Raw genomic sequence first — 19,045 nt, 5'->3', positions numbered from 1 at the left:
GGGCGCATAGTCATTATGCATATAAAATCGCGTGTGAATATATATTCAAGCGGAGAAAAATAATGACTCGTCCTCTGATCAAACTGACCCTGCTCGCATCGATGCTCGCCTTTTCAGCGACCGCGCTAGCGGCAGAGCAAGGCCTGCTGGCGATTATCACCCCATCCCATGACAACCCGTTCTTTAAAGCCGAGGCGGAAGGGGCCTTAGCGAAAGCCAAAGAGCTGGGTTACGCCACGCTTGTGGCGTCGCACGATGATGACGTAAACAAGCAAAACCAGCTGATTGAGACCGCGATTGCGCGCAAAGCCAAAGCGATCATTCTTGATAACGCTGGTGCTGACGCCACCGTCGGACCGGTGCAGAAAGCCAAAGATGCCGGGATCCCGACCTTCCTGATTGACCGGGAGATCAACAAAACCGGCATCGCGGTAGCGCAGATCGTCTCTAACAACTATCAGGGGGCGCAGCTGGGCGCGGAGAAATTTGCGAAATTGCTGGGCGGCAAAGGGGACTATGTTGAACTGCTGGGCAAAGAGTCTGACACCAACGCGGGCGTGCGGTCGCAGGGCTATCACGATGTGCTGGATGACTACAGCGACATGAAAATGGTGGCTCAGCAGAGCGCCAACTGGAGTCAGACCGAAGCCTTCAGCCGCATGGAAACCCTGCTGCAGAAACACCCCAACATCGTGGGCGTCATCTCCGGTAACGACACCATGGCGCTGGGTGCCGAAGCCGCGCTGAAAGCCGCCGGGAAAACATCGGTGATCGTGGTGGGCTTTGATGGCAGCGACTACACCCGGGATTCGATCCTCAACAAAGGCAATATTAAAGCGACGGTGCTGCAGCCGGGCTGGGATCAGGCGCAGATGGCGGTCACGCAGGCGGATTACTACCTGAAGAACGGCAAAGCGCAGAAACAGGAGAAGCAGCTGATGGACTGCGTGCTGATTGACGACAGCAACGCCGCTAAGCTGAAAAACTTCAACCTGGCGAAATAACCATGAAACGGATGCTGGCGGTATTGACCGGTATGGCGCTACTCAGCGCCTGCACCGTGGTGGATCTGGATGCGGACGGTAAGCCGATCCTGCCGAAGGATCCGCACGCGAAACCCAGCTATACCACCCAGACACCGCAGCAGATTGCGGAAGAGACCTGGCAGCCGCGCGTGATGACCACCGCGAACAGCCATGCGCTGAGCTGGGCCGACATGGAGGCGAAAAGTCAGACGGTCAAACCCGGCGGGCGCGAAAGCGTCTTCGTGCGAGCCGGGGGTACAGCCAGCGCCTTTGATGAGAGTAACCCGCGTGAACGCACGCTGACGCTGATGATTAACGGCAAGCCGGTGGCGGTCAGTGTCGGGCCGGTGCTGCGCAGTAACGCTATCCGGGATGCCGCCGGTTTCCGTTTCGAAGAGTTTACCAATCAGGTGCAGTACGCCCAGCTGACGCGGGCGCTGAACCGTCACGCGGTGAAGCAACTGCCACCGCTGGATGCCAGCTGGGTCAATCAGCCGGTGCAGGCGCTGCTGGCCATAACCATCGGGCAGAACAGCGTTGATGATGTGGTGGCGGTTGAGCTGAAGCGGGGGACGCCCTGATGGACGATGAGATCATTCTGCGGGCCGAACAGATATCGATGCTGTTTCCCGGCACGCTGGCGCTGGATCGCGTCGACTATCGGGTCTGGCGCGGCAAAGTTAACGTCATCATCGGTGAGAATGGGGCGGGCAAATCGACCCTGATGAAAATTCTGGCCGGGGTACAGCAGCCCACGGCCGGTTCGCTGTTCCTGAATGGCGAGCCGCTGACGCTGAGCAGCACCCGTGACGCCGCCCGGCACGGCATCGGCATGGTGCACCAGGAGCTGAATCTGTTTGAGAACCTGACGGTGGCTGAAAACCTGTTTCTGGGCCGGGAGATCCAGCGCGGCCTGGCCCCGATCAACGAGGCAGAGCAGGCTCGCCGCACCGCCGCGCTGATGGCGCGCCTCGATCAGCCGATTTCACCCCATGAGCGGGTCGGTAATCTCAAAGTGGGTCAGCAGCAGCTGGTCGAGATTGCCAAAGCGCTGGCGGAAGATGCGGACATCCTGATCCTCGACGAGCCGACCTCGGCGCTGAGCAAAACCGAAGTGGAGATCCTGTTCCGGGTGATCCGCGACCTGACGCAGCAGGGCGTTACCGTGATTTACATCTCCCACCGGCTGGAAGAGCTGATGGCAATTGGCGACGTGATCACCATTCTGCGCGACGGGCGCTTTCAGGCCGAAGCGCCGGTCAGCAGCATCGATGTGCCGTGGATCGTGCGTGAGATGCTGGGCAGTGAACCGGTCACCACCTTCCTGCCGGAAGCGCGTGAGTTTGGCGCGCCGGTGCTGGAGGCGCAGCACATTACCTGCGTCAGCCCCAATGGCAATACCCTGGTGGATGACGTCAGTTTTCAGGTGCGGGCCGGGGAAATTGTCGGGATTTACGGGCTGATGGGCGCAGGCCGCACCGAGCTGTTTGAGTGTCTGCTTGGCAGTCAGCGCCACTATCTGGGCAAGCTGTGGCTCGACAGCAAACCGCTGCCGACCCGTCTGCCCACCGCTGACCGTATCCGCATGGGCATGAGTCTGGTGCCGGAAGATCGCAAACGCGCCGGGATTTTCCCGGTCTCATCGGTTGCCAGTAATCTCACCATCGCCAGCCTGTGGCGGCGTCTGTCACATCGCTTTGCCATTGCCCACCAGGCGGAGCAGCAGGCGGTGAGCCAGACGGTGGGCAACCTGGCGATCAAAATCTCCTCGCCGGACGTGGCCATTAGCGCGCTGAGTGGTGGCAACCAGCAGAAAGTGGTGATTGGCCGCGCGCTGCTGACCAATCCGCGTCTGCTGCTGCTGGATGAGCCGAGTCGCGGCATTGATGTCGGTGCAAAAGCAGAGGTATTTCGCATGATGGTGGCGCTGTCGCAGCAGGGCATTGCAGTACTGTTCTCCACCTCGGACCTGAAAGAGATTATGGCGGTAGCCGATCGCATCCTGGTGATGTCGGGCGGCAAACTTACGGCTGATCTTCCCCGCGACCAGGCGGAAGAGGCAGCGCTGGTGAAAGCAAGTGCGCAGGGGTTCTGAGCATGAAAAGCAATGACAGCGTCGCGCTGACCACACTTCCGGCTAAGGCGTTCAGTTCACGTGAAAGCATTCTGCTGCTGCTTCTGAAGCTGCGCACTTTTATTGCGCTGATTCTGATCGTCGGCTTCTTCGCCATCACCGTGCCGGACTTTCTCGCCACCGGCAGCCTGGTGATCATGGTGAAACATATCGCCATCAACGCCTTTCTGGCGCTGGGCATCACCTTTGTCATTATCACGGCGGGAATTGACCTGTCGATTGGGGCAACGCTGGGACTGTGCGGCATGATCGCCGGCTGGCTGATTACCAAAGGCATTGTGCTGCCGATGTTTGGCATCGCTATTTTTCCCAGCGTCTGGGTGATTGTGCCGGTGGTGCTGTTGATCGGCGCGCTGATTGGCGCGGGCAACGGCTGGATCATTACCCGTTACAACGTGGCCCCCTTTATCTGCACCCTCGGCACCATGTACATCCTGCGCGGCGCGGCGATGCTTACCTCCGGCGGCGAGACCTTTCCCGGTCTGCAGGGGAATCCGCTGCTGGGCAATACCGGTTTCGATCGGATTGGTGCCGGAACCTTTCTCGGGCTGCCTTACGCCATCTGGATGATGGTGGTGCTGGCGCTGGTGATCGCCTACATCGCCCGTCGCCTGCCGTTTGGCCGTCAGGTCTATGCCATCGGAGACAATGAACGTGCCGCTGAACTGTCGGGTGTGAAAACCCGGCAGGTAAAAATTCTGGTCTACACCCTGTCGGGATTCTGCGCGGCGATTGCTGGCATCGTGGTCTCATCGCAACTGGTCGCCAGCCATCCGGCTAACGGCACCGCGTTTGAGATGAATGCCATTGCCGCCGTGGTGCTGGGTGGCACGTCGCTGGCGGGCGGACGCGGCACCATCCTCGGTACGCTGATTGGTGCGTTCGTCATCGGCTTTCTGGCGGATGGCCTGATCATGATGGGTGTCAGTGAATTCTGGCAGATGGTGATCAAAGGCATCGTGATTATCATCGCGGTGATCATCGACCAGACCCAGAGCCGGATGCAGCAGAAGGCGGCCGTGGTGGCTCAGAAAGCGTTAATCGAGGAGGGGACACCGGCAAAACCCTGACGGGAAAGTGCGTTGAACCGGACAGCGGGTGCCGCTGAGTGATTCCTGGCAGTGGACGGCCTGCCCGGTTTAATGGGCAGAGTAGTGAACAAAGGGCGGTTCAGTTTATTAGCCCCCTTTTTTTCAGGCACAAAATTTTTTAACCGACGTGAATATATATTCATAACCGATTTAAAATTCAGAGGTAGTGTATGAATCCTTTCAATCTTTCGGTCGATGACCTTGAGCGCCGGGCGCGGGCAATCCGCCGCCGCATCATCCAGCTTAACGCGGGCAGCCCGGCAGGCGGTCATACCGGCGCTGACCTGTCACAGGTAGAGATCCTCACCGCGCTCTACTTCCGCATTCTGAACTGCGCACCGGATCGTACAGACGACGATCAGCGTGACATCTATATCCAGTCCAAAGGGCATGCGGTGGGGGGTTATTACTGCGTGCTGGCGGAAGCGGGCTACTTCCCGACCGACTGGCTGGCGACCTATCAGCATGCCGACTCGCATCTGCCCGGCCATCCGGTACGGCAGAAAACGCCGGGCGTTGAGCTGAACACCGGCGCGCTGGGTCACGGCCTGCCGGTGGCGGTGGGCATCGCTATCGCGGCGAAAAAAGATAACAGCCCGCGCCGCATCTTTGTGGTGACCGGCGATGGTGAACTGGCTGAAGGCAGCAACTGGGAGGCGGCGCTGGTGGCGGCGCATTACGGCCTCGACAACCTGATCATCATCAATGACAAAAACAAGCTGCAACTGGCGGGCGCGACCCGCGACATCATGAACACCGATCCGCTGCCGGAAAAATGGCGCGCCTTCGGGTTGGAGGTCACCGAATGCAACGGCAATGATATGGCGGCGGTGGTCGACACCATTGAAAACCTGCCGAAGAACGGCAAACCGCAGGTGATTGTGGCGCATACCGAGAAGGGATTTGGCGTCTCATTTATCCAGAGCAAGGCGGAATGGCATCACCGGGTGCCGAAAGGCGAAGAGATCGCACTGGCACTGGAGGAACTGAAAGATGAGTAATGCACAACATTTAGCAAGCGTCATGGTCACGGCCTTTATCGACGCGGTGAATCGCGGTGTGGATCTGGTGCCGGTGGTAGCCGACTCCACGTCGACGGCCAAAATCGCCCCCTTTATCAAGGCGTTTCCCGACCGGCTGATTAACGTCGGCATCGCTGAGCAGACGCTGGTGGGCACAGCGGCCGGTCTGGCGCTGGGCGGCAAGGTCGCAGTGACCTGTAACGCCGCGCCGTTTCTGGTGTCACGCGCCAATGAGCAGGTAAAAGTCGACGTCTGCTACAACAACACCAACGTCAAACTGTTCGGGCTGAATGCCGGGACCAGCTATGGCCCATTAGCCAGTACCCATCACAGCATTGATGACATCGCGGTGATGCGCGGTTTCGGCAACATCGAGATCTATGCGCCTTCCTGCCCGCTGGAGTGCCGGCAGATCATCGATTACGCCCTTGAGCATGTCGGGCCGGTCTATATCCGTCTGGATGGCAAAGATCTGCCGCAGCTGCACGAGGAAAGCTATCAGTTCAGGCCGGGCGCGATCGACCTGTTGCGTGAAGGCAGCGACATCGCACTGGTGGCGATGGGCTCAACGGTTCACGAGGTGGTTCACGCTGCTGAGCAACTGGCTGAGCAGGGCATTTCAGCCGGTGTGATCGCGGTTCCATCGATTCGACCTTGTGATACCCAACAGCTGCGCAACCTGTTAAATCACTACCCAGCGGTGATTACCGTAGAGGAGCATAACGTTAATGGCGGTGTCGGCAGCCTGGTGGCCGAAGTGCTGGCGGAAGGCGGCTGCGGCATCCCGCTGTTGCGGCTCGGCATTGCAGATGGGGAATATGCAATTGCCGGCGATCGCGCCTCTACGCGTGCCCATCATGGCATTGATGCCAGTAGCGTGGTGAACAGTGCAGCGCGCATCTGCGCAGGAGCATAAACATGGTGGGACCCCTGATTCTGGCGATCGACGAAGGCACTACCAATGCTAAAGCGATTGCGGTTGATCGCGATGGCCGTGTGGTGGCACGCGGCAGCCAGAGCTTAACCCTGCAACATCCGCTACCGGGACTGGCTGAGCAGGACCCTGTGGCGATCTGGCAGGCGGTAAAAGAGGCCATTACCCATTGCCTGGCAGCCTGTGGTGGCGCGCCTGTCGCGGCTGTGGCGATCAGTAATCAGCGCGAGTCGGTGCTGATCTGGCAGCGGCGTGACGGCAAGCCGCTGACGCCGCTGGTGAGCTGGCAGGATCGACGATCCGAGTCACTCTGTCGCGACCTGCATCAGGCGGGCAAAGCACCTCGCATCACCGGTTTGACCGGCCTGGCCGTTGACCCGATGTTTCCGGCCGCCAAGCTGACCGGGATGCTGGCCGCCATTCCTGACGGCGCGGCGCGGGCGGCGGCGGGTGAACTCTGTATCGGCACGGTCGACAGCTGGCTCAGCTGGCAGCTCAGCGCCGGCGAGGTATTTATTACCGATCATGCTAACGCCTCCCGTACTCAACTCTACAGCCTGCATCTTAATGACTGGGACGACGAGCTGCTGACGCTGTTTCAACTGCCGCGCGCCGCGCTGCCGCGCATCACCGCTTCAGCCAGTGAACAGGGCGTGGTCGCGGTGAATGATATTCCCGGCTTAGCGCCAGGCACGCCGATTCTGGCGCGCATCGGCGACTCTCATGCCGCCTTACAGGCGCAGCGGCGCGGCGAGTCTGAAGTGGTGAAAGCCACCTACGGCACCGGATCTTCCCTGATGATGTCCATGGCGACGCCGCTGCTGACGGAAAATGGCCTCAGCACCACCGTGGCCTGGCATGACGGCACGCTGCGTTATGCCTTTGAAGGCAACATTACCCACACCGGTTCCGGTGCCGCCTGGCTGGGCAGAATGCTCGGCGTGCAGGAGCCGCGCGAGCTCACCGCGATGGCGCAGCGCTGCGACGACAATCAGGGCATCTATTTTGTCCCGGCGCTCTCTGGCCTGGGCGCGCCCTGGTGGGATCTGCAGGCGCGCGGCATGGTGTGCGGACTGACGGATGCCGCCACACCCGCCGTGCTGGCGCGGGTGGCGCTGGAGTCGATCGTCTGGCAAATCGCCGACGTCTTTTTTGCCATGGAGCAGGCCAGCGGCCAGCAGCTTCCTGCGCTCTGTGTGGATGGCAGCGCCACCGAAAATAGCTGGCTGATGCAGTTACAGGCGGATGTGTTACAGCGGCCGTTGCAGCGGGTGCCTACCGCCGAGGTCTCCGCGCTGGGCGCGGCACTGCTGGCAGGCAAAGTGCTGGGATGGTGGCAGCAGGGCAGTGATATGCAGGCGCTGCAGGGCGGCAGCGTCATCATGCCGCGTGAAGAGCACGCGCAGCGTATGCAGGAAAACTATAAAGGCTGGATTGACGCCGTTGCACGCTGTCGTTATCAGCCACATTAATCCTTATCCGGAGCAGAGCCATGTCAACACTTCCTCAGCAGTTAACCTTCGGCGTCATTATTGGCAACCGGGGTTTTTTTCCCAGCTATCTGGTGGGCGAGGCGCGCCAGCAGGCGGTCGCGCTGTTTGAAAAGATGAACATTAATACGGTGATGCTGGATGAGACCCAGACCAACCTGGGCGGCGTCGAGACGCGTCAGGAGGCGAAAACCTGCGCCGCGCTGTTTCGCCAGCATCGCGAAGCGATTCACGGCATTGTAGTGCTGCTGCCTAACTTTGGTGATGAAAAAGCCATCGCGGAAGCGCTGCGTCTCGCCGGGCTGAATGTGCCGGTGCTGGTGCAGGCCGAAGAGGACAATCTGGATAAAATGGGGCTGGCAACCCGCCGCGACAGCTTCTGCGGCAAAATTTCACTCTGCAACAACCTGCGGCAATATGGCATCCCGTTTACGCTGACCCGTCAGCACGTCTGCGCACTGAGCGGCGACGTGTTTATGCAGGATCTGCAGCGGTTCAGCCAGCTCTGTCGGGTGGTGAATGCCATGCGTCGGGTACGCGTCGGGGCAATTGGTGCCCGGCCCGCCGGATTCAACACCGTGCGCTACAGCGAAAAGCTGCTGGAGAAGATGGGCATCGCGGTGGAGACCCTGGATTTATCGGAGATCTTTACCCGCACCAACCGGCTGCGCGATGACGATATCCGCGTGGCAGAGAAGCGTGAAATCCTGGAGGCCAACGCCGATGCGCGGGGTATTCCGGGTGAAAAACTGGTGACCATGGCCAAACTGTTTGTGGTGATCAGCGAGTGGATCAGCGACAACGATATCGATACCACCGCCATCCAGTGCTGGACGTCGTTGCAGGAGAACCTGGGCATTAACGTCTGCTCAATCATGAGCGTGATGTCGGGCCAGCTGATGCCCAGCGCCTGCGAAGTGGATGTGATGGGGGCGCTGTCGATGTATGCGCTCGCCAGTTGCTCGCTGAACCCCGCCTCGCTGGCAGACTGGAACAACAACTTTGGCGACGAGCGGGACAAATGTGTGCTGTTTCACTGCGGTAATTTCGCCAGCGCCAGCCTGGAGTCACCGACCATGGGCACGGCGGATATCATCGGCACCACCGTGGGCAAAGAGAACACCTGTGGCGCAGTGCATGGCCGCATGAAGCAGGGCGATCTGACCTATTTCCGCCTCTCTACCGACGACTTCAGCGGCGAAATCAAGGCCTATGTGGGAGAGGGAATGTCGGTCACCGATCCGCTGGACACGGTAGGTTGCCGTGCGGTGATCCAGGTGCCGCAGCTGGAGACACTGCTGGCGTGGATCTGCCGTAACGGCTTTGAGCATCATGTGGCGATGAACCACTCTGCCACTGCTGGTGTGCTGCAGGAAGCGTTCAGTGAGTATCTCGGCGTGAGCTGCTACCGGCATCAGTAAGCGGTAAGGCGGAACGGCTGAATGCAAGGGATGAAGCAGCCGGTGCGGTCACGATTCCGCCCGCACCGGCTTGTATGCCCGCCACTTCTGAAAAAGAAAGGCGGGCACTGATTTAGCGCGTTATTCTGCGCACCTCGTCATCATCATTCTGTACCGCAACCAGATCCACCGGTGGCAGATTGCCGCCGCTGAACTCCACCTGACGAATCGGGAAGGCGAAGCGGATATTTCGCTCTTCAAGTGCTGCCATCAGTTGCAGGTTAATCTCCTGCTGAATATCCATGTACTTGTTGTAATCCGCATCCAGCACAAAATAGACCACTTCGAAGGTCAGTTTTGAATCCTCAAAGGCCAGGAAGTGGGCGCGGTCAAAACGGGTGGTCTCAACGCCCTGGATAATCTCTTTCACCAGCGGGCTGATCTCCCGAACCTGCTCTGACGGCGTGGCATAGCTGATACCAAACTTAAAGACGATGCGGCGCTGCTGCATGCGCTTATAGTTGTGGATCGTCTGCTGCAACAGAATGGTATTTGAGCAGACAATCTGCTCGCCACTCAGGCTGCGCAGTCGGGTGGTTTTCAGGCCGATGTGCTCAATGGAACCGGCAATGTCACCAAAGACAATAAAATCGCCATGCTCAAACGGCTTATCAAAACCTATCGCCAGCGACGCAAACACATCGCTCAGTACGGTCTGAATCGCCAGCGCAATCGCGATGCCCCCGACCCCAAGGCTGGCGACCAGTGCGGTAATGTTGATGCCCATGTTCGACAGAATGGCCAGGAACATCATGATCCAGACCACCACCCGCAGCAGAATCCCCAGGATCACCGTAGTGACCGGGTTGCGCACGTGCAGCGGGTCACGCAGCAGGCTTTTCAGCCATAGCCGGATGCCACAGTCGAGCCACAGAGCGAGCTGCACAATCAGCGCCAGGAACCAGCCGTGCGCGATGGTTACACTCCACGACGCGGGCAGATCGACAAACTTCAGGGCAATCAGCAGCGAAAAGATCAGCAGCAGGGTCTGGCTGGTACTGCGCAATATCTCCACCAGAATCGCAGTGGCGCGAACATGACGATGTTCGCTGTAAAGGGCAATCCGGTTGGAGATAAAGCGAATAAGAGTACGTAATATCCAGTAAATCACCAGCGTGGACACCACCACGATGGCGCTGTTTAGCCAGAGTTCCTGATTAAAAAAGAGGGAGTGAAAACGACGTGAAGAAAGCCAGTTTTCCATTGGGGAGGGTCTCCTTGCTGGGTTCCGGTTTAAAAGAAAACAAGCAAGAAGCATAGCCTGGATGCGGCCCACCTGTGTGGCGCATCCGTAAAGCGGTTACTGGAATCGGGTCGATTTATCGCGCGCCAGGCGCTCAAGGGCAAAAATAATCTGCTGAAGCTGCCGCTCCTGCGCCGGGTTCAGCGTGGCAAAACGAAAGCTCAGTCGCGGTGTGATGCGGGTTTCATTTTTGCCGGTTACCACGCTGCGCTCGCCAATGCTCAGCAGCTTTACCGGCACGTCAAAATGGCCATACTCGCCCAGCTCGACCCGGAACGGGTTGAAGCTGTCACCGTCCTGCAACCCGTCCGGCAGCGCTTCATCTACCAGCACGCCGATACCGCCCAGCGACAGATCCTGCAGACGCAGGCGCGTTTTCCTGCCATCGGGCCACACGGTATGACACCAGAACTGCGGCTCCAGCGGAGCGCAGACACGGAAAAACTCACGTCGCTGGATCTGCCACAGCAGGTCTGGCAGCGGCGCGCTGAAAGCGGGTAACCCTTCAAACTCCACGATTTCCAGCGCGGCGAGGCTGAATTCCACCTTAGCGCCGTAGGTTTCCGCGGTGATACTGAGATCGTCGCTGGTCAGGGCATAATCGTTATCCAGATTATTACTGCCGAGGTCAAACAGCAGGCGATCTTCATCGGCAGCCAGCATCCGGCTGATAAACTGCCCACGCGGAAAGCGCACCAGTAATGGCGTCTGCAATCGCAGCAGATCTTTCATAACGCCAAGAACCGCCAGCGTGCCACGTTTTAGATATTGTTCCTGGTCGGCTTCTTTCACGTCCTGCTCCACAAGGGGGGTTACTTTATTGATGCGGTTTTTTTGCCTCGTCTCGGTTATCGGCGCGGCAAAAAAAAGCTTTAGCATGCTATTCATCAATAATAACTGTGAGCAGGCAGGCATTTTTTGAAAAGCTGGTTATACTTATCGCGGTAAACCGCTTGATTAATCAGGCGTTCACGATTTAATCAAAAAAGGAAGGAGCAACAGATGGGTATTATTTCCTGGGTCGTCTTTGGCTTAATCGCAGGTATTCTGGCAAAGTGGATTATGCCGGGTAAAGACGGTGGCGGTTTCATTCTGACTATCGTTCTGGGTATTATCGGTGCAGTAGTGGGTGGCTGGATCAGTACGCTGTTTGGCTTCGGCCGCGTCGATGGGTTTAACTTCGGAAGTTTTGTGGTCGCTGTTATCGGTGCCATTGTGGTGCTGTTTATCTACCGCAAAGTACGCAGTTGACCGTAAAGGTTTAAACGAAAAAGGGGACGAAGCGATTCGTCCCCTTTTTTTATCTCTTATTTTGCAATCAGAAGTCGTAACCGACTGTCGCCATTACACTGCGCTCTGCGCCCCAGTAGCAATAGCCCGTGCCGTAACAGCCCGCTACATAGGTACGATCGGTCAGGTTATTGGCATTGACCTGCACCCATGCACCTTTCAGGCTGCTGTTCCAGACGCCGAGATCGGCCCGCACTGACGCATCAAACAGCGTAACAGACGGCACACGCGTGGTGTTTTCATTGTCCGCCCACTGTTTGCCGATGTAACGCACGCCCGCACCCGCACTCAAACCATAATCAAACTTATAGTGACCCCAGAGTGCAGCCATGCTGTTGGGTGTGACATATGGCGTATGTCCGTCATTGCCATCCACCGACTCTTTAAAGCGCAGATGATTCAGCGTATAGCTCGCCACGGTGCTCAGACGCGGGGTTAACTGATTACGCGCTTCCAGCTCGATGCCCTGTGAATGCACTTTGCCTGATGGCGTATAAGTCGCCGTCAGCACGTCGCGGTTCGCCACATCTTTCTGCGTCAGGTCATACACCGCCACGCTATAGAGATCGCGGGTGCCGACCGGCTGATATTTCACCCCGGCTTCATACTGCTCGGCGGTAGTCGGCTTCAGCAGGTTGTTGTTGGGATCGGTGAGCGCGGTCGGAGTAATCGCCTGGCTCCAGCTGACGTAAGGCGAGATACCGTTGTCGAAGGCATAGAGCAGTGCTGCGCGGCCGCTGATGTGATCATCCTGACGGCGGTCGCTGCCGCTGTTATTGGCGACAATGCGGTCATAACGACCGGAGAGATCCAGATGCCAGCGATCCAGCTTCATCTCATCCTGCAGATAGAGGCCGGTCTGATAGTAGCGACGGGTTTTATCGGCCCAGGTGTAATCAGGCATGTCGCCAACCTGTTCACCAGTCCGTGCATTAAGCTGGTTGGCCGAGCCGCCTGCGGCAGTGATCTCATTTTTATAACGATGATACTCAGCACCCAGGGTGACGCGGTGCTCCAGCTCGCCGGTATCGAACTCCGCCTGTAAGCGGTTATCGGTGGACCAGGCCGAGAGCGACGAGCGCTCGCCAGAGTAATAGCGGTTCAGCAGATCGGGATTCACGCTGTCCCAGCCAATCTGATAGACCTGATCGAGATCGACATTCGAGTGGCTGTAGCTGCCGGTCGAGGAGAATGACCAGACGTCGTTAAAGCGATGGGCGAAATCGAAGCTGTAGATCTGCTCGCGACGCTTGAACTGATCGAGATCGCTGTTGCCCTCATAAAAGCCGTTGCTCAGCTTGTAGCCGTTGTGTTCGGTGAGGCTGCCGTCACCCGGTACCGAACCGTGATAGCCGCCCGACGGATCCTTCTGCAGATAGGCTTTCAGGATCAGATGCGTATCTTCATCAGGCTGCCACATCAGCTGCGGCATCAGCGCATATTTCTCTTCGCGGGTGTGATCGTACTGGGTATCGCTGTTGCGGGTCACGCCGGTCAGGCGAAACGCCCACTGATCGTTGATGGCATTGGTGTAGTCAAACATCGTGCCGGTGGTGGCATTGCTGCCCGCCTGCAACTGGATGTGACCCTCTTCGCTGAACTGAGGACGCTTGGTGACCATGTTCACCAGTCCGCCCGGCACGGTCTGACCATAGAGCGCAGAAGAGGGGCCTTTGATCACGTCGATGCGCTCAAGGAAGGCGTTATCCACCTGCAGGCCGTTGAAACTGCCGCCGTCGCTCATCAGCCGCATGCCGTCGAGGAAGGTGTTATCGACATCGCCGCCATGGAAGCCACGCAGTGCAATAGTGTCGTAACGGGTTGCGGCACCGCCGAAGTTGGTGAAGACGCCGGAACTATAGCCCAGCGCCTGATTCAGGGTCAGCGCGCCCTGATCCTGCATCTGCTGGCGGGTAACCACGGAAATCGATTGCGGCGTGGTGATGAGCGGACGATCGCTTTTGGTTGCGCCCTGGCTGGTCGTCGCCAGATAGCCCTGGGTCGGCGAGGTCGAATCTTCCTGCGGTTGCGCGGTTACCACCATATCGGCAGCATAACTCAGAGCAGGCGCGGTCAGCGCCAGGGTGCATAGGGGAACATAACCTTTCAGCGACAATGACAGTTTCATCAAAATTCCTTTCTTGGCAAAGGTTCAGGCAGGTGAATAAAAGCTTTGATAGGCAATCTCATTATCATAATGAGAATTATTACCTTTTGTAAATTGGCTGCAATTTTGCCTGTTGATGAAAGAAGGTCAAGTAAAATTCGCGGAAATGAAGTGGGGATACCCCCGGCAAGGCCAGAGGTATCCAGAGTGGATTAAGGTTGTGAGGCAGACGCCTGCGGAATATCGTGGGCGCTGTTACAGGTTTTATCTTTCGGGCAGTACTTATCCAGCAGTTTCAGCGTGACGCCGTTGGTCCAGCCGAAGCCATCCTGCAGCGGATATTCACCGCCACCGCCGCCGCCGAGATTTTTGCCATCAACGACATATTTCTCCACCAGCTTATGCTCACGGTCATAGGTGTTCTGAACGTTTTGCAGGAAGCGTAATCCCACCTCTTTCGCCAGTTTTGGCTGGTTGTAATGCTCCAGACCTTCCACAGCAACCCACTGCAGCGGTGCCCAGCCATTGGGTGCATCCCACTGCTGACCGTTGTTCACGGTGGTGGTCACCAGACCACCAGGTTTCAGCAGCTGTTTTTCCACTGCGCTGGCGGTGCTTTCAGCCTGCTTATCGCTGGCGACCTGCAGATAGAGCGGGAACAGCGCGGCAGCAGTCAGCTGAGGATGGACTTGCTTTTTCTGCCAGTCATAATCGGCGTACCAGTTCTGTTTGCTGTCCCACAGATAGCGGTTGATCGCCGCCTGGCGCTTCTCCGCGCGATCGGCAAACTGCTTCGCCAGATCGCTCTGCTTGTTCATCTGATAGCCTTTCGACAGGGTCTGCTCCAGATGGAACAGCAGGCTGTTGAGGTCAACCGGGGCCAGCTGCGTGGTACGAATTGTCGACAGGTTATGCGCATCGGTAAACCAGCGCGAACTGAAATCCCAGCCCGACGCCGCACCGGAACGCAGCTCCCGGTAGAGTTCGGCTTTATTCCTCTGCGGCGCTTTCTGGGCGGTGGCAATGTCATCCATCCAGGATTCTGTACGTGGCACGTCGCGCGCATCCCAGTAGCGGTTGAGCAGGCTGCCGTCCGCCAGCTTAATCACACGCTTGCTGGCTGCGCCCGCCGCGACTTTATCGCTGTCTGCCATCCAGTAGTCATACTCTTTCTGCAGCTGCGGCAGATAACGGGTATAGGCTTTGCCGTTATCGTGCGTCGCCAGCAGATCGACCATCAGGCTGAAGAACGGCGGCTGTGACCGGCTCAGGTAGTAGCTGCGGTTGCCGTTGGGAATGTGGCCATAGCGGTCGAGCAGCGAGGCGAAGTTATCCACCATATCCTGCACTTTATCCCAGTGCCCGCTCTCGGCCAGCCCCAGCATGGTGAAGTAGCTGTCCCAGTAATAGACTTCGCGGAAGCGCCCGCCTGGCACCACATAGGGTTTGGGCAACGGCAGCAGCGAGTCATACTGACCGGCGCTGCTGGTGGTGCGCGTCAGCACCGGCCACAGGCCATCAATGTGGTCACGCAGGTTTTGTCCGGCTGGCGGCACATATTTGTCACCGGCCGCGGGCAGGGTAAAGTTGGCATCCACAAAACGCTTAAGATCGAAATTGCGCTGTTTCTTCTGCATCTGCCAGTCGGCAAGAATTGAGGCGGGATCGAATTTCGGCACCGCATCCGCAAAGGTCTTTTGATCGGGATAGAACTTCGCCTGTTGCACGGCATTAAACAGCGGTCCTAAACGAACGTCAGGCGGCTGCGGCTGATTATTCAGCATGCGACTGTTGTCGTCGGCCTGGGCAGTGAAGGCGGGTACGCTCAGCAGCAACGTGAGCAGAAAGGGCGCATAACGCTGACGCCGTGGAGCGGCGTTTACCTCAATTTTTGTCATCGGTTTTTCTCCTTGTCCGAAACGCGGCCGCGCGTAACGCATTGACCACAGGACCAACTTTAGACCTTATCTGACCACTTCACCCTGAAGCGAGCCGGAAATGTGAAGCCACGGGAATTATTTTTATGGAAAAAACCGCTTTATTACGCTGGTTTTTTCTTGCTCTCACCCTACTTTTCCCTGACGCTGAAAGAAAAAAAGGAGAGCAGGATGGAGATCATCTGGTATCACCCGTCGCAGTCTGCAGCGGCCTGGATTAACGGTTTACAACAGCGTCTGCCCCAGGCGCGGGTGCGTGCCTGGCAGCCAGGCGATAGTGGTCCGGCTGATTACGCGCTGGTCCGTTCGCCCCCCACAGAAATGCTGCAGGGACGCGCCACTCTGCGCGGCGTCTTTGCGCTGGGGGCAGGCGTGGACGAGATTCTGAAACAGCTGCAGCAGAACCCTGAGATGCTGCCCGACAGCGTGCCACTGTACCGGCTGGAAGATACCGGCATGGCACGGCAGATGCAGGAGTATGCGGTTCATAGCGTACTGAGCTGGTTCCGCCGTTTTGACGACTACCGTCTCCAGCAGCAGCAACAGTGCTGGCAGCCACTGCCCGCTTACACGCGTGAAAACTTTACTATCGGCATCCTGGGGGCGGGCGTGCTGGGGCAGAGTGTGGCGGAAAGCCTTAAACCCTGGGGATTCCCGTTACGCGTCTGGAGCCGCTCGCCCAAAGAAATTGATGGCGTGACCAGCTTTGCCGGTCGCGATGCATTGCCTGCCTTTCTGCAGGAGACGCGGGTGGTGATCAACCTGCTGCCGAGCACGCACGAGACCATTAATCTTATCGACCACCACTTTTTACAGCAGCTGCCGCACGGCGCTTTCTTCCTTAACATCGCGCGTGGCGCGCAGGTAGTGGAAGAAGATCTGCTGGCCGCGCTCAATAGCGGGCAGCTGAAAGCGGCGGCGCTGGATGTCTTTCAGGTTGAACCGCTGCCCGAAGCGCATCCGCTCTGGTCACATCCGCGCGTCACGATCACGCCCCATAATGCGGCGGTAACCTTGATCGACGAAGCTATCGACTACATCGCCCGCGCCATCACCCAGGACCAGGCAGGCGAGCCGCCGCAGGGCAGGGTGGATCGTCAGCGCGGCTATTAATGAACCGGCCCCGTCAGGGGCAATCAGCAGGAGAAGAGGATGTATCCGGTAGATCTGCATATGCACACCATCGCCAGCACGCATGCTTACAGCACGCTGCACGACTACGTGACTCAGGCGAAGCAAACCGGCATGAAACTGTTTGCCATTACCGATCACGGCCCCGACATGGCCGACGCGCCGCACTACTGGCACTTCATTAATATGCGCGTCTGGCCGCGCGTGATCGATGGCGTGGGTATTCTGCGCGGTATCGAAGCCAATATTAAAAATCAGCAGGGCGAAATCGACTGTTCCGGCCCGATGCTCGATGCGCTGGATTTGATCGTCGCCGGTTTTCACGAGCCGGTTTATGCGCCGCGCGACCGGAAACATCACACGGATGCGATGATCGCTGCGATGGCGGGCGGGCTGGTCCATATCATCAGTCATCCGGGCAACCCGAAATTCCCGGTCGATATCCCGGCTATCGCCGAGGCAGCCGCGCACTACGATGTGGCGCTGGAGCTGAATAACTCCTCCTTTACCCATTCGCGTCCGGGCAGTGAACCGAACTGCCGGGCTATCGCTGCCGCCGTGCGCGATGCCGGTGGACGTCTGGCATTTGGCTCCGATTCCCACACCGCGTTTACGCTGGGTCACTTCGATCACTGCCTGCGCATCGCCCGCGAGGTGGATTTTCCTGAGGATCGGGTGTTAAATGTCACGCCGCGTCGCCTGCTCGACTTTCTGGAGCTGCGCAGCGGCAAACATATTGCTGAACTGGCTGACTTTTAATTTACTTGCCTCAAGGAAATCTGACTCATGAATGAGTTTTCCATTCTGTGCCGCGTGATCGGCTCACTGTTTAATCGTCAGCCGCAGGACCCGCTGCTGGTGCCGCTGTTTACGCTGCTGCGTGAAGGCAAACTGCAGTCGCAGTGGCCGCTGGAGCAGGATGAGCTGCTGACCCGTCTGCAACAGAACAGCGATCCCCAGGCGCTGGCCGCCGATTACAACGCGCTGTTTGTTGGCAGCGATTGCAACGTGCCGCCGTACGCCTCACAGTGGCCGGAAGGCAAAACGGAGCCAGAAGTGCGTGCGTTTTTAACGTCACGCGGAATGCCGCTGAGCGATGCGCCTGCTGATCATTTTGGTGTGCTGATGCTGGCTGCGTCATGGCTGGAAGATCAGTCAGCGGAAGATGAGAGCGCGGCGCAGATGGCGCTGTTTGAAGAGTATCTGCTGCCGTGGTGCGGTGCTTTCCTGGGGAAAGTGGAAGCGCACGCGACCACGGCCTTTTATCGTACTCTTGCCATGCTGAGCCGCGAAGCGATCCAGGCGATGTACAACGAACTGCTGGATAGCAGGGAAGAGACGCCTGACGCCTGATTCACCACGTCGCCGGGTGCGTACCCGGCGCACAGTGCTGAATCATCTTTCTCAATGGGTTCTGGGGGGATTCTCTGGATACGGCGTGCTTTTTTTCGGGCACCTGAACCCTCTCAATCGGCTTACAGGATTAACTGCCCGGGTCGGCAGCCATAAAGTTTTGCGAGACGTTCACGCGTCTTTTTCTGCGGCTTACTTTCAATACGCTCCAGTTGAGAGATCGCACTTTGGGTGGTTCCCAACTGCTGAGCCACATCATGCTGGCTAAGCCCCCGCCAGATGCGCCAGGCCGCCTGGAGACTCACTTCCTGCTCAATCATGATCCCTGCAACGTCGTGCGGGATCGTCTCATCGTCGTGCTCATCAGCCTCCACAGGAATAGTCTCCCATTCGCCATCGCTGGCCGAGAGCAGCCTTTCATATTCCGCCACCGGCAAGACCACAAACTGGGGTTTGCCTGCTTCATCATAGATGTACTGTTTTGACATAGTTTATCCGGGTAATTGTGTGTCGCAGCAGAGGTCGTGAGTGCGTAAGGCTATGCAGGTATCCCAAAAGCTTTAGTAAGTGACGGATGTTCTTCTTGCTACCTCTGTAATTTCCAGAATCACCGGTTCGCCACCGGTTAACGTAAAAAGGACCCGGTAGTTGCCAACCCGCAGCCGGTAGTGATTATCGCTGCCCTGCATTTTTTTAATGTCCAGTGTGACGACCGGGAAACTGACTAACTCACCCACCTTCTGGTAAATGATTTTCTGATAACGTTTGTCGATCTTCATAAGGTGCTTCAATGCCCGCCTGGACCAGTCTACCCTGACCATTCTGCAC

The 19,045-nt window shown here is 58.0% G+C and carries 18 protein-coding genes; 12 read left to right on the top strand and 6 right to left on the bottom strand.

The window, feature by feature from the left end; genetic code table 11:
- The first annotated feature begins 62 nt into the window (after nt 1-62).
- From HFD87_RS00310 to HFD87_RS00275, 8 genes are all read left to right on the top strand, one after another.
- The gene (locus tag HFD87_RS00310; protein WP_010246199.1) at nt 63-1,004 is read left to right on the top strand and encodes a D-ribose ABC transporter substrate-binding protein; all 942 of its coding nucleotides are present in this window, start codon (nt 63-65) and stop codon (nt 1,002-1,004) included.
- 2 nt (nt 1,005-1,006) lie between these two features.
- Nucleotides 1,007-1,606: a DUF2291 family protein gene (locus HFD87_RS00305; RefSeq protein ID WP_158131791.1), complete on the top strand. Its 600-nt coding sequence runs from the start codon at nt 1,007-1,009 to the stop codon at nt 1,604-1,606.
- Entirely contained in the window at nt 1,606-3,120 is a 1,515-nt protein-coding gene (locus HFD87_RS00300; RefSeq protein ID WP_022625834.1) for a sugar ABC transporter ATP-binding protein, read from the top strand. The genes HFD87_RS00305 and HFD87_RS00300 overlap by 1 nt, the downstream gene beginning before the upstream one ends.
- 2 nt (nt 3,121-3,122) lie before the next feature.
- Nucleotides 3,123-4,229 carry an ABC transporter permease gene (locus HFD87_RS00295; protein ID WP_010246189.1) on the top strand — a complete coding sequence of 369 codons (1,107 nt, stop codon included), beginning with the start codon at nt 3,123-3,125 and terminating at the stop codon, nt 4,227-4,229.
- Nucleotides 4,230-4,420: 191 nt separating this feature from the next.
- Nucleotides 4,421-5,251, top strand: coding sequence for a transketolase (locus HFD87_RS00290; RefSeq protein ID WP_033757344.1), 831 nt, complete (start codon nt 4,421-4,423; stop codon nt 5,249-5,251).
- Entirely contained in the window at nt 5,244-6,188 is a 945-nt protein-coding gene (locus HFD87_RS00285) for a transketolase family protein (protein WP_010669881.1), read from the top strand. The genes HFD87_RS00290 and HFD87_RS00285 overlap by 8 nt, the downstream gene beginning before the upstream one ends.
- A 2-nt stretch (nt 6,189-6,190) precedes the next feature.
- Nucleotides 6,191-7,678, top strand: coding sequence for an FGGY family carbohydrate kinase (locus HFD87_RS00280; protein WP_167422803.1), 1,488 nt, complete (start codon nt 6,191-6,193; stop codon nt 7,676-7,678).
- A gap of 20 nt (nt 7,679-7,698) precedes the next feature.
- Nucleotides 7,699-9,117, top strand: coding sequence for an L-fucose/L-arabinose isomerase family protein (locus HFD87_RS00275; protein WP_167422802.1), 1,419 nt, complete (start codon nt 7,699-7,701; stop codon nt 9,115-9,117).
- 112 nt (nt 9,118-9,229) lie between these two features.
- Here the strand turns inward: HFD87_RS00275 and HFD87_RS00270 are convergent, their stop codons facing one another.
- Both HFD87_RS00270 and HFD87_RS00265 read right to left on the bottom strand, forming a co-directional pair.
- Nucleotides 9,230-10,360 carry a mechanosensitive ion channel family protein gene (locus HFD87_RS00270; RefSeq protein ID WP_022625831.1) on the bottom strand — a complete coding sequence of 377 codons (1,131 nt, stop codon included), beginning with the start codon at nt 10,358-10,360 and terminating at the stop codon, nt 9,230-9,232.
- Between the two features lie 96 nt (nt 10,361-10,456).
- Nucleotides 10,457-11,191: a flagellar brake protein gene (locus tag HFD87_RS00265; RefSeq protein WP_031592913.1), complete on the bottom strand. Its 735-nt coding sequence runs from the start codon at nt 11,189-11,191 to the stop codon at nt 10,457-10,459.
- A 210-nt stretch (nt 11,192-11,401) separates the two neighbouring features.
- Between HFD87_RS00265 and HFD87_RS00260 the strand changes: the two genes are divergently transcribed.
- Nucleotides 11,402-11,650 (top strand): GlsB/YeaQ/YmgE family stress response membrane protein, encoded by a 249-nt coding sequence (locus HFD87_RS00260; protein ID WP_010246168.1) that lies wholly within the window; start codon nt 11,402-11,404, stop codon nt 11,648-11,650.
- Between the two features lie 67 nt (nt 11,651-11,717).
- Here HFD87_RS00260 and HFD87_RS00255 read toward each other — a convergent pair whose 3' ends face one another.
- Entirely contained in the window at nt 11,718-13,817 is a 2,100-nt protein-coding gene (locus HFD87_RS00255) for a TonB-dependent siderophore receptor (RefSeq protein ID WP_167422801.1), read from the bottom strand.
- 191 nt (nt 13,818-14,008) lie between these two features.
- A complete protein-coding gene (gene treA, locus HFD87_RS00250) occupies nt 14,009-15,694 on the bottom strand; it encodes an alpha,alpha-trehalase TreA (protein WP_010669886.1) in 1,686 nt (561 codons plus the stop codon).
- A gap of 210 nt (nt 15,695-15,904) precedes the next feature.
- Between treA and ghrA the strand changes: the two genes are divergently transcribed.
- Genes ghrA through HFD87_RS00235 form a run of 3 tightly spaced genes read left to right on the top strand, consistent with a single transcriptional unit; the run spans nt 15,905 to nt 18,217 of the window.
- Nucleotides 15,905-16,846, top strand: a complete 942-nt coding sequence (gene ghrA / locus HFD87_RS00245; protein WP_061704062.1) for a glyoxylate/hydroxypyruvate reductase GhrA — start codon at nt 15,905-15,907, stop codon at nt 16,844-16,846.
- 39 nt (nt 16,847-16,885) lie between these two features.
- Nucleotides 16,886-17,623 carry a phosphatase gene (locus tag HFD87_RS00240; RefSeq protein ID WP_033771485.1) on the top strand — a complete coding sequence of 246 codons (738 nt, stop codon included), beginning with the start codon at nt 16,886-16,888 and terminating at the stop codon, nt 17,621-17,623.
- A gap of 27 nt (nt 17,624-17,650) precedes the next feature.
- Entirely contained in the window at nt 17,651-18,217 is a 567-nt protein-coding gene (locus tag HFD87_RS00235) for a molecular chaperone (protein WP_033779385.1), read from the top strand.
- Nucleotides 18,218-18,339: 122 nt separating this feature from the next.
- On the opposite strand, the gene HFD87_RS00230 is transcribed toward HFD87_RS00235, so the two are convergent.
- Together HFD87_RS00230 and HFD87_RS00225 are read right to left on the bottom strand one after the other, a co-directional pair.
- Nucleotides 18,340-18,705 carry a helix-turn-helix domain-containing protein gene (locus HFD87_RS00230; RefSeq protein ID WP_010246157.1) on the bottom strand — a complete coding sequence of 122 codons (366 nt, stop codon included), beginning with the start codon at nt 18,703-18,705 and terminating at the stop codon, nt 18,340-18,342.
- Between the two features lie 72 nt (nt 18,706-18,777).
- Nucleotides 18,778-19,038, bottom strand: coding sequence for a type II toxin-antitoxin system RelE/ParE family toxin (locus tag HFD87_RS00225; RefSeq protein WP_033757353.1), 261 nt, complete (start codon nt 19,036-19,038; stop codon nt 18,778-18,780).
- Nucleotides 19,039-19,045: the final 7 nt, after the last annotated feature.

Source organism: Pantoea sp. EKM21T (assembly GCF_011800405.1).
GTDB lineage: Bacteria > Pseudomonadota > Gammaproteobacteria > Enterobacterales > Enterobacteriaceae > Pantoea > Pantoea agglomerans.
The sequence above is the reverse complement of the archived record's forward strand: the minus strand, read 5'-3'. Positions and strand labels throughout refer to the sequence as shown.

What these genes read in the sequence shown, in the direction of transcription:
- HFD87_RS00260 (WP_010246168.1), top strand. Translation starts at nt 11,402, where the DNA reads ATGGGTATTATTTCCTGGGTCGTCTTTGGCTTAATCGCAGGTATTCTG.
- HFD87_RS00255 (WP_167422801.1), bottom strand. Translation starts at nt 13,817, where the DNA reads ATGAAACTGTCATTGTCGCTGAAAGGTTATGTTCCCCTATGCACCCTG.
- ghrA (WP_061704062.1), top strand. Translation starts at nt 15,905, where the DNA reads ATGGAGATCATCTGGTATCACCCGTCGCAGTCTGCAGCGGCCTGGATT.
- HFD87_RS00275 (WP_167422802.1), top strand. Translation starts at nt 7,699, where the DNA reads ATGTCAACACTTCCTCAGCAGTTAACCTTCGGCGTCATTATTGGCAAC.
- treA (WP_010669886.1), bottom strand. Translation starts at nt 15,694, where the DNA reads ATGACAAAAATTGAGGTAAACGCCGCTCCACGGCGTCAGCGTTATGCG.
- HFD87_RS00290 (WP_033757344.1), top strand. Translation starts at nt 4,421, where the DNA reads ATGAATCCTTTCAATCTTTCGGTCGATGACCTTGAGCGCCGGGCGCGG.
- HFD87_RS00310 (WP_010246199.1), top strand. Translation starts at nt 63, where the DNA reads ATGACTCGTCCTCTGATCAAACTGACCCTGCTCGCATCGATGCTCGCC.
- HFD87_RS00235 (WP_033779385.1), top strand. Translation starts at nt 17,651, where the DNA reads ATGAATGAGTTTTCCATTCTGTGCCGCGTGATCGGCTCACTGTTTAAT.
- HFD87_RS00230 (WP_010246157.1), bottom strand. Translation starts at nt 18,705, where the DNA reads ATGTCAAAACAGTACATCTATGATGAAGCAGGCAAACCCCAGTTTGTG.
- HFD87_RS00285 (WP_010669881.1), top strand. Translation starts at nt 5,244, where the DNA reads ATGAGTAATGCACAACATTTAGCAAGCGTCATGGTCACGGCCTTTATC.
- HFD87_RS00270 (WP_022625831.1), bottom strand. Translation starts at nt 10,360, where the DNA reads ATGGAAAACTGGCTTTCTTCACGTCGTTTTCACTCCCTCTTTTTTAAT.
- HFD87_RS00305 (WP_158131791.1), top strand. Translation starts at nt 1,007, where the DNA reads ATGAAACGGATGCTGGCGGTATTGACCGGTATGGCGCTACTCAGCGCC.
- HFD87_RS00240 (WP_033771485.1), top strand. Translation starts at nt 16,886, where the DNA reads ATGTATCCGGTAGATCTGCATATGCACACCATCGCCAGCACGCATGCT.
- HFD87_RS00280 (WP_167422803.1), top strand. Translation starts at nt 6,191, where the DNA reads ATGGTGGGACCCCTGATTCTGGCGATCGACGAAGGCACTACCAATGCT.
- HFD87_RS00295 (WP_010246189.1), top strand. Translation starts at nt 3,123, where the DNA reads ATGAAAAGCAATGACAGCGTCGCGCTGACCACACTTCCGGCTAAGGCG.
- HFD87_RS00300 (WP_022625834.1), top strand. Translation starts at nt 1,606, where the DNA reads ATGGACGATGAGATCATTCTGCGGGCCGAACAGATATCGATGCTGTTT.
- HFD87_RS00225 (WP_033757353.1), bottom strand. Translation starts at nt 19,038, where the DNA reads ATGGTCAGGGTAGACTGGTCCAGGCGGGCATTGAAGCACCTTATGAAG.